This is a genomic window from Pseudomonas sp. FSL R10-1350 (assembly GCF_009600525.1).
GTDB lineage: Bacteria > Pseudomonadota > Gammaproteobacteria > Pseudomonadales > Pseudomonadaceae > Aquipseudomonas > Aquipseudomonas helleri.
In genome coordinates this window covers 40,430-51,741 of the sequence record NZ_WIVR01000018.1, presented here as the reverse complement: position 1 = coordinate 51,741, position 11,312 = coordinate 40,430, and the positions used below count along the sequence as shown (strand labels likewise).

The 11,312-nt window shown below is 60.9% G+C and carries 10 protein-coding genes; 8 read left to right on the top strand and 2 right to left on the bottom strand.

Annotation, left to right across the window (positions count from 1 at the left end; genetic code table 11):
• Positions 1 to 3: 3 nt before the first annotated feature.
• Entirely contained in the window at positions 4 to 1,437 is a 1,434-nt protein-coding gene (gene tssA, locus GHO25_RS10920; protein WP_153390774.1) for a type VI secretion system protein TssA, read from the bottom strand.
• Positions 1,425 to 2,099 (bottom strand): type VI secretion system-associated protein VasI, encoded by a 675-nt coding sequence (gene vasI / locus GHO25_RS10915; protein WP_256677206.1) that lies wholly within the window; start codon positions 2,097 to 2,099, stop codon positions 1,425 to 1,427. Before vasI ends, tssA begins: the two co-directional genes overlap by 13 nt.
• Positions 2,100 to 2,431: 332 nt before the next feature.
• Here vasI and tssB point away from each other — a divergent pair, with 332 nt between their 5' ends.
• The 8 genes from tssB to icmH all read left to right on the top strand — a co-directional run bounded on the left by tssB (position 2,432) and on the right by icmH (position 11,292).
• Entirely contained in the window at positions 2,432 to 2,947 is a 516-nt protein-coding gene (gene tssB / locus GHO25_RS10910; protein WP_048373666.1) for a type VI secretion system contractile sheath small subunit, read from the top strand.
• 84 nt (positions 2,948 to 3,031) lie between these two features.
• Positions 3,032 to 4,504 (top strand): type VI secretion system contractile sheath large subunit, encoded by a 1,473-nt coding sequence (tssC, locus tag GHO25_RS10905; RefSeq protein ID WP_088500278.1) that lies wholly within the window; start codon positions 3,032 to 3,034, stop codon positions 4,502 to 4,504.
• Entirely contained in the window at positions 4,505 to 4,921 is a 417-nt protein-coding gene (tssE, locus tag GHO25_RS10900; protein ID WP_048373670.1) for a type VI secretion system baseplate subunit TssE, read from the top strand. It begins immediately after the preceding gene.
• 11 nt (positions 4,922 to 4,932) lie between these two features.
• Positions 4,933 to 6,699, top strand: coding sequence for a type VI secretion system baseplate subunit TssF (tssF, locus tag GHO25_RS10895; RefSeq protein WP_048389010.1), 1,767 nt, complete (start codon positions 4,933 to 4,935; stop codon positions 6,697 to 6,699).
• Positions 6,663 to 7,685, top strand: a complete 1,023-nt coding sequence (tssG, locus tag GHO25_RS10890; protein ID WP_153390773.1) for a type VI secretion system baseplate subunit TssG — start codon at positions 6,663 to 6,665, stop codon at positions 7,683 to 7,685. Before tssF ends, tssG begins: the two co-directional genes overlap by 37 nt.
• Entirely contained in the window at positions 7,682 to 9,109 is a 1,428-nt protein-coding gene (tssJ, locus tag GHO25_RS10885; protein ID WP_153390772.1) for a type VI secretion system lipoprotein TssJ, read from the top strand. The genes tssG and tssJ overlap by 4 nt, the downstream gene beginning before the upstream one ends.
• A gap of 37 nt (positions 9,110 to 9,146) precedes the next feature.
• A complete protein-coding gene (gene tssK / locus GHO25_RS10880) occupies positions 9,147 to 10,493 on the top strand; it encodes a type VI secretion system baseplate subunit TssK (protein WP_153390771.1) in 1,347 nt (448 codons plus the stop codon).
• Complete coding sequence (gene icmH, locus GHO25_RS10875) at positions 10,486 to 11,292, top strand: type IVB secretion system protein IcmH/DotU (RefSeq protein ID WP_153390770.1); 807 nt, start codon at positions 10,486 to 10,488, stop codon at positions 11,290 to 11,292. Before tssK ends, icmH begins: the two co-directional genes overlap by 8 nt.
• Positions 11,293 to 11,312: the final 20 nt, after the last annotated feature.

Below are 11,312 nucleotides of genomic sequence, written 5' to 3'. Positions count from 1 at the left end.
CTCCTACTCCTGAACGGCCTTGATCAACGCGGGGTTGCCAAGGTGCTGGGCCAACTTCTGATACAACTCGGGTTCCCACGCCTGGGCGCTGGTTTCGCGCATCACCCGGGCCACCCCGGCGTAAAGGTCATCGGCCAGCCAGGACAGGCCAAGGGCCCCCAGCAAATCAGCGGCGATCACCGTGGTGTGGCTGCGCTGGCGCGGGGCTTCATGGGCTGCGTGCAATGCCTGCAAACGCAGCAGCACTACCTCAACGCCTTCGGTATTCAACTGGGTCACCAATTCGTCGCGCAGGCCCGCGTACTCAGGCACCGCACTGCTGGCGCCCTCGCGCTGGTCGGCACCGCTGATCCAGGCCTGGGTTGACGCGTCGACGAAGGGCGTGCCGTCGCTGAAATTAAGCTCCAGCAAAGCCGGGAGCCGACACACCAGTCGCTCACAACAGCGGCGCACAGCCAAGGCCACGTCATCCATCGCCAGGCGCGAGGCCACCTGGGCCGCGAGGTAGCTGCCACGCAGCCAGTACGGCGAGGCCGCGACGCTTTTTTCAATGCGCAACAGCAAGGCGGGCTCAAGGGCATTGGCGCCCAGTGCTTCTTGATACGCGTCAACAATGTCTTGAGGCACCGCGCTTAATTCAGTGCGGCGGTCGCGGGTGATGGCCGGGGCGGCATGCAGGTGCGCCCACAAGCCAAAACGGCGCAGTTGATAGCCCACCGGGTCATAGAGGTCTTGTTGATTGAGTTGCTCGGCCATTGCCAGCAAGGCACGCCGTTGTTCACGTTCGCTGCCCACGGGCGGCGCGCTGGTGCGGGTAAACAAGGTCGGGTTCAGGACGCCGGAAGATGGGGCCTGGTTGGTCGACTCAGGCACCAGTGGCTCACTGTATTTGGCCAACTGACGTTGCAGTGCCTCAATCGGCGCCGAGTCGAGCTTGGCCGCGACTGCGCCGCGCGCAAGGTCGAGTAACGCCTGCTCCGCCGTGGCCTGATGCACCGGGACAAAACTGCTGCGGTCCAGGCTCGACAGGGCTTGTCCCAACTCTTCAAGCAGGCGCTTGATCTGTTTGCGCTTGGCCAGATAGCCGGTCGGCCCGGGCTTGGGGTGGGCGCTGTCCCAATACAACTCGACGATACCCGCCAGCAAGCCCACGGCATCGGCCCAGCGCGCCCACTGCCGGGTGCGCAGCCACACCCCCTGCAAATGCCCGAGGATGCGCAAGTGCTTGCACTGTCTGGCCAAATACTGGCGGGACGCTTCATCGATATACGGCCAGTCGATGCTGGCTTCACGCAAGCCCCCGAGCTTGATCATTTCCTGATCAATTGCCTGATAGGTTTCGTCCTCGATATCGAAATACCCGGCGGGTTGTTCCGGTTCAATCGGCGCCAGCAACAGCGGGACAATATCGGCCGGTACCTCGATCACCAGCGGCATGCTTGACGCTCCTGCGCAATCAACGCGTCCAGGCCTTGCGCGTCAAACACCAGCCCATTCAGGGCTGCGTCCTGCGTGCTTTTCAGCTCCAGACGCTGGCTGCCCATGATCTGGCGCAACAGCGCAATGGTCGGTAACCCCCGACTGAACTCGACCACCAGCCCTGCTTCATCCATCACTTGCCATGTCGCGTTCGAGACCGGCTTGTCATCTGCAAACAGCTGGATACGGTGCTTGTTGCGCTTGCTTGGCTCATCGAGCACCAGTTGCAAGCGAGTGATTTTGGATTCGCAACTGATGGCCAAGGTAGGCCGGGGGGCAAACGCCCCCAGGGCCGGAGCAGAAATAACCACCCGTTGTGCTCGCTCGTCATCCAGCTCTGGCCAGTGGGAGATCAAAAAGCGGAAGTCACCGGGACTGCGTCTGGCCTCATTGCGCTGCACCAGATCGACGATGGGCAACATTCGCCCCACATAAGTGATGGGTTGTGGCGCCATGCTGCGAATCGGCGTTCCGGCCGCCTGATCAAAGCATTCCAGACGCTTTAACGACGACACAACGGTCGTACAGTCTCGCGCTGCAGGCATGGCCAATGCCTGTTGCCCCGCCAGCACTAATAGAAAGGCGCCTAACGCCCATGCCCGCCCACTGCTTATTCGCATTTGCACCTCCTGTATGAATGATGGGCATGACATAACGCGCAAGATCCTTTCTCGCTGATAAAAAGTTCGACGTATAACGCCTTAATTGTCCGGAGCGTGGACTAACCGGCAATTAAGTAGCAAGTAAAACACTCCACAATTAACGTTATTAGTGCAATTAACAGACATATCCCTCAGCGACTTCCTGCAACTATGTAGGGCAAGTACTACCAAACTCATAATCGTAATTTCCTACAGAGAAAAGCCACACAACTAACGGCTTTGGCCGACATGACAGGCCTAGAGAAATCGGTTCCTAATAGGGCTACCTTCGAATGAAAAGGACTTTTCCCATGTCGAAAGCTCACGGTTCCGTAGCTCCAAAAGAACGCATTAACATCAAATACATTCCGGCCACAGGCGATCAACAGGCCGAAGTTGAATTGCCGTTAAAGTTACTGATAACCGGTGATTTTAAAGGCCACGGCGAAGAGTCCGCTCTTGAAGACCGACAACCCGTACGTATCGACAAAGACAACTTCAATGATGTACTGACCAAAGCCGAAGTGTCATTAGAAATGGCAGTGCCTTGCGTCTTGACCAACGATATCGAGAACGACTTGAGCATTAATTTGCAGTTCAAGTCGATTAACGATTTCGGCCCTGATGCCATCGCCCGCCAAGTGCCTGAAATGAACAAACTGCTGGAGTTACGCAACGCGCTGGTGGCGTTAAAAGGCCCGCTGGGCAATACCCCCGCCTTCCGCAAACAGTTGCAAAGCCTGCTGGCTGACGATGCTTCGCGCCAACGGCTTATTCGCGAACTGAACCTGACCCTGCCTGCCCCCAAGGATTCGCCTGACGCCTAGGCCCAAACGCCAAGCGTTACCTGCCTGTTCACTGCCCTGCGACTGCCGAAACCGAGCTCATAAAACGGAGTACCACCCATGCCGATGGAAAGTGCCAACGCCCAAATCCGGGTGACCGATGCCCCCACCTCGCTACTCGATCAACTGCTGGCCAACACCATGATGACCCCGGCCCAGGAAGGCTATGCGGTCGCCAGACAAGGCGTGGCCGCGTTCATCAGCGAGATATTGCAAAGCGGCCATCACGAACAGCCCGTGAACAAGTTCCGGGTTGATCAGATGATCAGCGAAATCGACCTTGCCTTGAGCAAGCAGATGGATGAAATCCTCCATCAGCCGCAGTTCCAGCAACTGGAATCGGCGTGGCGCGGGCTGAAACTGCTGGTGGATCGCACGGACTTTCGCGAGAACATCAAGCTCGACGTGCTGCATGTCACCAAAGAAGAAATGCTCGACGATTTCGACAACGCTGGCGACATCACCCGCAGCGGCCTCTACAAGCACGTGTACACCGCAGGCTACGGCCAGTTTGGTGGCGAACCCATCGCTGCCATGATCGGTAACTACACCTTCGGCCCTTCGTCACCGGACATCCGTTTGCTCAGTTATGTGGCCTCTGTAGGCGCCATGGCCCACGCACCGTTCGTCATGGCCGCCAGCCCCGAATTCTTCAATCTCAAAAGCTTCCAGGACCTGCCGTCGATCAAGGAGGTCAACGACATCTTTGAAGGCCCCAGCCATACCAAATGGCGCAGCTTGCGCGAGATGGAAGACTCCAAATACATCGCCGCCACCCTGCCCAGCTTTTTGTTGCGCACGCCCTATGACGGCCTGGAAAACCCGGTGCGCAGCTTCAGCTACGACGAAGCCATCGACGGCCAGCATGACAACTACCTGTGGGGCAACACGGCCTTTCTGATGGCCACCCGACTCACCGACAGCTTCGCCCGTTACCGCTGGTGCCCGAACATCATCGGCCCGCAATCGGGGGGTGCGGTAGAGGATCTGCCGGTGCATTTGTATGAATCACTGGGCCAGTTGCAAGCCAAGATCCCCACCGAAGTGCTTATTTCTGATCGCAAGGAATATGAGCTGGCAGAAGCCGGTTTTATCCCGCTGACCATGCGCAAGGACAGCGACAACGCGGCGTTTTTCTCGGCCAATTCCATTCAGAAACCCAAAGCCTTCCCCAAGACCCGCGAAGGTCAGGAGGCCCAGACCAACTACAAGCTCGGCACACAATTGCCCTACCTGTTTATCGTCAACCGCCTGGCCCACTACATCAAAGTCCTGCAACGCGAGCAGATCGGCAGCTGGAAAGAACGCCAGGACATGGAGCGCGAGCTCAACACCTGGCTCAAGCAGTACATTGCCGATCAAGACAACCCTTCCGCCGATGTGCGTAGCCGTCGCCCGCTGCGCGCGGCCCAGATTGATGTGCAGGACGTGGCCGGCAACCCGGGCTGGTATCAGGTCTCGCTGTCGATCCGCCCGCACTTCAAGTACATGGGCGCCAACTTCGAGATCTCACTGGTCGGTCGGCTGGACACCCAGTAATTGGGCCGCGCCAGCCTGTTCGAACGTCTGGAGCCTGACGCACCGCGCTACCGCCCGGGCACCGCGGACGAACAGGCCCGCCAGCGTATCGACGCGATCAAGCGCCATTTGGAGCACGTGCTCAATGCCCGCCAGGGCTGCTCGCAAAGCAGCCCCGAACTGGGCCTGCGCGACTTCAATGGCGCAGCCCAGGGCAGCTCTGACTTGGTGATCGCTATCAGCGCCGACATACGCCGCTCGATCGAGGCATTCGAACCGAGGATCAAGGTCGTTGGCGTGCGCTATCAGCCCGACCCGGATTTACCGCTGGAGCTGAATTTTCGCCTCGATTGCCAGGTGCAGCTCAACCACAAGGACGAAAGGGTGCTGATCGACGTGGCCATGCACGGCCGCGACGGCTACACCCGCGTGAAATAAAGGGGGACACCATGGGCTTGAAAGAACGCTTTGCCGAAGAGATGCGTTACTTGCGCGAGCTGGGCCGTGAGTTTGCCGAGGACAACCCGCAACTGGCGCAGTTTTTGGGTGACAAGGCCAACGATCCGGATGTGGAACGGCTGCTGGAAGGCTTTGCGTTTCTCACCGCCAAGCTCGGCATGAAGATTGACGATGACCTGCCGGAGTTGACGCACCCGCTGCTGCAAATGCTCTGGCCCAACTATTTGCGGCCATTACCCAGTTGCACCATCGTGCGTTTCAAACCGCTGCCCGACGCCATCAGCCAGCGCCAGGTGCTGCCCAAAGGCACACCGTTGTTTGCCAAACCGGTGGACGGCATCAGTTGCGAATTTCGCACCTGCACCGAGGTCAGCCTGTACCCGCTGGCGGTCAAATGCGTGAGTGATGCCCATAGCCGCGAAGCCTCAGTGGTGCGCATCGACCTCAGCGTATTGACCCGGCAACCGTTGAGCAGCCTGGGCTGCGATCAACTGGATTTTCACCTCGGCGGTGGCAACGCCACGGCGCAAACCCTGTACCTGTGGATCGCCCATTACCTCAAAAGCGTGACCCTGTACGTCAATGGCACCGCCTACGGGCTGAACCCCCAAGACATCGGCTTTCCGGGGTTTACCCCGCAAGAGGCGTTGCTGCCCTACCCGCGCAATGTCTTCGACGGCTATCGGATCTTGCAGGAATACTTCGTGTTCCCGCAGCGCTTTCACTTCTTTAGCCTGACCCGTCTGGGCAAAGCCTGGCCTGCCATCAGCACCGATGAGATTCGCTTCGAGTTCCAGTTCTCCCGGCCCATGCCCGGCGACATTCGTTTACAGACCCACGACCTGCACCTGTTCTGCGCCCCGGCGGTCAACCTGTTCAGCCACGATGCCGAACCCATTGCCCTGGACGGGCGCAGCCTGGAACAGCGGGTCATCCCCACCGGGCAGCGCCCAGATGCCTATGAGATTTTCAGTGTCGACCGCGTGGCCGGCTGGAGCGCCAGCGACAAAGAACACAAGGGCGACCCGCTGCGCACCTTTACGCCTTTTGAGTCTTTTCAGCATGAGATCGAACACGCCCAGGGCCGCACGGCGCTGTACTTTCGCACCCACATCGAAGAGTCCCACGGCCGCGAGGGGTTGCAGCAGCGCATTGCTTTTGTGCGCGGCGATGAACGCGACTACATCGGCGAGCATGAAACCGCGTCCATCGAACTGACCTGCAGCAACCGTGATTTACCCCAGGCGCTGGGCATTGATGACGTGTCGCTGTCGACCGAGACCACGCCGTCCTTTGCCACCTACACCAACCTGATCGCGCCCACCCGCTCGTATCGGCCGGTGCTGGACGCCAGCCTGCACTGGACACTGATTTCCAACCTGTCACTGAACTACCTGTCACTGCTCTCGGCAGAGCCGCTCAAGGCGGTGATCCGCGCCTATGACTTTGCCGCCTTGCACGACCTGCAACAGACCCGCGCCACCCGCAAGCGCCTGGACGGGATTGGCGAAGCCGTCACCACACCCATTGACTGGCTGATGAAGGGCCTGCCCGTGCGCGGCCTGCACACCCGCTTGAAGCTGGACCAGCAGGCGTTCCTCTGCGAGGGCGAGTTGTACCTGTTCGCCAGCGTGCTTTCGCACTTCTTCGCGCTCTACGCAAGCATCAACTCCTTCCACATGCTGGAAGTGATCAATACCACTAACAACGAGTGCTATGAATGGCCACTGTTGACCGGCAGACAACCCGTGATCTAGCCGACACGCTCCTGGCCGATGCGCGGAACTACTCGTTCCATCGTCTGCTGGAACACCTGCACGCGCTGCACGACGATGACCTAGAGGCCCAACCTGCAAGCCGCGCCAGCCGTCGCCGGATTCGTTTGCAAAGCCACGCGGGCATGGGCTTTCCGGCCTCTGACCTGACCGTGGCCGAGCGTGTCGATGAAACGCTCGGCAACGAGCGCTACCGCGTGCAAACCACGTTTCTGGGCTTGCAGGGCGCCGACTCGCCGCTGCCCGGTTATTACCTGGACCGCCTGGCCTATGAGCAAGCGCAGGGCCGTGGCATTCGCCCCGAGTTCCTCGATTTTTTCAATCATCGCCTGCTGACCTTGCTGCACCACAGCTGGCGAAAATATCGCTACTACATCCGCTTCCAGGCAAACGCTCGCGACCGCTTCTCGCGCTATGTGTTTTCCCTGATTGGCCTCAATGACAACGACCTGCGCGGCGCGACACCGCTGCCCTGGGGGCGTCTGTTGAGCTTTGCCGGGTTGATTGCCAGCCGCAGCCGTGCGCCGTCTGTGGTGAGCGGGATTGTGGAGCATTGTTTTGATCTGCACGGCGTTTACATCCGTGAATTTGAACCGCGCTCGGTGCCCTTGCTCAAGCGCCATCGCGTGGCCCTCGGCTCACTTAACGGTGTACTCGGGGAGAACTTCACCATCGGCGACCGTGCCCGCACACGCGCCAGCCAGTTCACCCTGGTGATCCCCAACCTGTCGCAAAAGCGCTTCCGGGAGTTCCTGCCCAGCGGTAGTCAGTGTGCACGGCTGCGCCAGTTGCTGGACTTTCTGGCGCGGGACGTACCGGCTTATTACGTGGAACTGGGCCTGCGCGAAGAAGACGTGCCGCCGTTCAACCTGCGCCGCGAAGGCGGGACTCACTTGGGCTGGACCAGTTTCATCGAGTGCCAGGCGCACCGTCACCCCGCCGTGGTACGGATCAGGGGGCGCGCATGAACCTTACGCTGGTCATCAGCAACCCCGCGCAATTGCTCCACGGTTGCCAGCCCACCCACCGTTTTGCCTTGCACGGCGGCAGCATCGGCAGTGTGGATTGCGACTGGTTGCTCAACGACCGCAGCCGCAGCGTTCGCCCCCACCATTGCCAGATCCACTGGCTGGGCAATCGCGCCTGCGTCACCGATCACTGCGGCCACACCTATGCCAACGGCCATGCCCTGCCCTTGGGCCGTGACACCACCGTGCAGTTGAACGAAGGGGATTTTTTACACATCGGCGACTACCAAATTGCCGTGCATCTGGATGCCCATGCGCTGGCAGACGACCGCCGCCACCTGAGCCAGCGCTCGCTCAATGAACTGCTCACCGGCCGCCGGGATGGCCTTGAAGACTGGAACGCCCACACGCTGCCTTTTTTGCCCCCGACAGACACCAGCACGCACATCTGCCATGAATTCGAGCAGTTGAGTCGCCCTCTGGACCCCGCCCGGGAGAGCGACCCGCTGCTGGCCCTGGAAGCGATCACCGCAGCGCCGCCATTGCACGATGTACTGGATTTTGCAGCCCACGCCAACGCTGACCAACCCCGCGTCGAGCGCGCAAACCCCCACCGCGCCGTGCACCTCGACAGCACGCAGGTGGGCGGCCATATCCGCTTCGCCCTGTTGCTGCTCGGCTGCCTGGCGTTGGTCGGTTGCACCCTGCTCGGCAAGATCGGCCAGGTGATCTGGACACCGTCGATCCCGGTGGGCGGACCTGATGATCAACCCAGCCGCTACTCGTTGAGCCTGTATGCCAGCCACAGCGTCAATCAGCGCCTGATCATCCCCGGAGCCGGCCCCGCCGAAACGCCGATTCGTTCGCCCTATACCGTGAACGTGGAGGCCGCCAGCCCGCAGGCGCTGACCGAGCAATTGCAGGCGCTGCTTGATCACGTTCACGAGACCGTCACGCCGCAGTCAGCGGGCCTGCCAGAGCCCGACGCGGACACACAAATGTCTGTGGTTGAAGCCTCGCCCTTTGGCGACTACGACGCCCCCGGTGTCAGTTTGTCTACCCCGCAAGACGCTGAAGCGCCGCGCTCCATCGCCAGCCCCATCGCGTTCAAGGTGCTGCAACTGAGCGATGACAGCCTGCTGCGCAACGCCAGTCTCCAGACACTGATGGATGACCTGAAAAAGACCTTGGGCAGCACCTGGATCCGCGCCGACGACTACCTGCTGCAGCCGGGCCAATTCAAATTTATCGACCCGCAGAGCCTGGACGAAGACACGCGTTTTATCGCGGTGATCGCCCACTACTACGACGCCGACAACGCCCAGTGGAAGCAGACCCTGCGCGTAGACCCCAAGGGCCATCAATACGCGCTGCTGGTGCAACTGGACGCCGCCAGCGTTGAGCTCAAAGGGGAAACCCGATGAATGCCTTTTCACCCCCTTTCACGCAGAGAGCCCACTGATGAGTTCACGTCACCCGGTCATTTGGTACGAGGGGTTGTTCGTCAAACCCCAGCATTTCCAGCAACAGGCCCGCGCCGCCGAAGCGGCCGTGCAGCAACGCCTCAACAGCCTCAACGACGCGCTCTATGGTTTCAGCGAACTGGCGCTCAACAGCGAGTACCTGAGCTTTGGCAAGATCGCCCTGACCCGGGCACGCGGGATCATGCCCGACGGCAGCGTCTTTGATATTCCCACTGATCAGGCGCCGCCCACCCCGCTGGAAATTACCCACAGCAGTGCGGCCAACCAGACCGTGTTCCTGACGCTGCCGCTCAAGTCGGCTCAGGCCCTGGAAATACGCTGGCCCGAAGGCTATGCCAACAGCCGTTACCTGGCCCAGCAGGTGGATGTGCGTGACACCCACAGCGAAGTCGGCGATGTGACCACGATGAACGTGGCCGTGCCCAACCTCAAGCTGATGCTTGAGGACGAAGACCGCAGCGCCTTCACCTGCATTGCCGTGGGCAAGATCCTCGATAAACGCCCGGACGGCAGCCTGGTGATGGACGAGCATTTTTACCCCACTTGTGTGTCCTTGCAGGCCGTACCGGTGCTGCAGCGCTACCTCGGGGAAGTGGCCGGGCAGATCCGCGAGCGGGCCAAAAACCTGGCTGAACGCATCGGCTCGTCGGGGCAATCCGGGGTGGCCGATGTCACCGATTTCAACCTGCTGCAAACCCTCAACCGGATGTACCCGCTGTTCCAGCACCTGGCCCGGCAACGCCATGTCCACCCCGAGCGGCTGTACATCACCTTCGCCCAGGCCTGCGGCGAACTGGTGACCTTTACCGACGAGGGCCGCCTGCCCCAGGAGTACCCGGCCTACCAGCACGACAACTTGCGGGCCTGCTTCAAACCGCTGGAGCACACCTTGCGCCGGGCGCTGGGGACCGTCTTGCAGCCGCGCGCCGTGTCGCTGCCCATCGTCGCCCAGGAATTCGGCGTGCTCACTGCGCTGCTGGGCGACAAGCGCCTGCTGGACACTGCCGAGTTCATCCTCGCGGTACGCGCCAATCTGCCGCTGGAAACCCTGCGCGAGCAGTTGCCCAAACAGATAAAGATCAGCGCCACCGAAGCCTTGGGCGAACTGGTCAGTTTGCAGTTACCGGGCATTGCCCTGATCCCGCTGCCCGTGGCGCCGCGCCATCTGCCGTTCCATGCCGGCTTCAGCTACTTCGAACTCGACCGTCATCACCCTGGCTGGCAGAGCCTGAGCACGGGCAGCGGGTTTGGCTTCCATGTCGCCGGCGACTTCCCGGAACTAGAGCTGCAGTTCTGGGCGATCAGGAGTGAAAAAAATGAGTGAAGACACCACGCCTGAGTCCCCCATCAAAGCGCTTGAGGACGCGGTTACCCCCGCCCCGCCAGTCATCACAGAGCAAACGCAAACGTACTTGGCCGACCCTGAATTCGAGTTGCGCGGCCTGGCCTGGAACCCGTTGTGCGACCCGGCCATGCCCCTGATCGGCCTGCTGATTCGCCTGCGCCACCTGGACCGGCATGCCGATATCAACGCGCTGTACCGCGACCTGCATAACCAGATCAGCACGATCATGGAAGAGCTCAACTCGCTGGACTATGACCCCGGCGCGCTCAAGGCGTATTCCTACAGCCTGTGCCTGCTGGTGGACGAAGTGGTGATGAGTACCCCGTGGGGCAGGTGTTCAAACTGGAGCACGCGCTCGCTGCTCAGCGTGTTTCATCATGAATCCTGGGGCGGCGAGAAGTTCTTCACCCTGCTCGCCCGCATGGCCACCGACGCCGCCAAATACCAGCACGTGCTGGAGTTCATGTACCTGTGCCTGTGCACGGGCCTCAAGGGCAAACACGGCAACGTGCCCCGAGGCGATGACGAACTGCAACGGATCATCAATCACCTGCACGGCCTCTTGCGCCCGCTGCGCGGTGAGACGCCCAAACGCCTGACCGAGCCCCTGACCCACGTCGCCCCGCGTAACTACCGCATCAAACGCGCGTGGCCGCTGTGGACACCCTGGGCCATGGCGGGCGCGGTGCTGGTCGTGGCGTACACGCTGTACGCCGTGCGTTTGCACGGCATCACCCAGCAAGTGCTGGTTTCCCTCGACCGGATTCTCACGCTGTAGCCGATTTTCAGCGCGCTCGC

Excerpts from the sequence above, each read along its gene's own strand:
- tssC (WP_088500278.1), top strand. The coding sequence starts at position 3,032 with ATGGAAAGTGCCAACGCCCAAATCCGGGTGACCGATGCCCCCACCTCG.
- icmH (WP_153390770.1), top strand. The coding sequence starts at position 10,486 with ATGAGTGAAGACACCACGCCTGAGTCCCCCATCAAAGCGCTTGAGGAC.
- vasI (WP_256677206.1), bottom strand. The coding sequence starts at position 2,099 with ATGCGAATAAGCAGTGGGCGGGCATGGGCGTTAGGCGCCTTTCTATTA.
- tssF (WP_048389010.1), top strand. The coding sequence starts at position 4,933 with ATGGGCTTGAAAGAACGCTTTGCCGAAGAGATGCGTTACTTGCGCGAG.
- tssG (WP_153390773.1), top strand. The coding sequence starts at position 6,663 with ATGGCCACTGTTGACCGGCAGACAACCCGTGATCTAGCCGACACGCTC.
- tssK (WP_153390771.1), top strand. The coding sequence starts at position 9,147 with ATGAGTTCACGTCACCCGGTCATTTGGTACGAGGGGTTGTTCGTCAAA.
- tssJ (WP_153390772.1), top strand. The coding sequence starts at position 7,682 with ATGAACCTTACGCTGGTCATCAGCAACCCCGCGCAATTGCTCCACGGT.
- tssA (WP_153390774.1), bottom strand. The coding sequence starts at position 1,437 with ATGCCGCTGGTGATCGAGGTACCGGCCGATATTGTCCCGCTGTTGCTG.
- tssB (WP_048373666.1), top strand. The coding sequence starts at position 2,432 with ATGTCGAAAGCTCACGGTTCCGTAGCTCCAAAAGAACGCATTAACATC.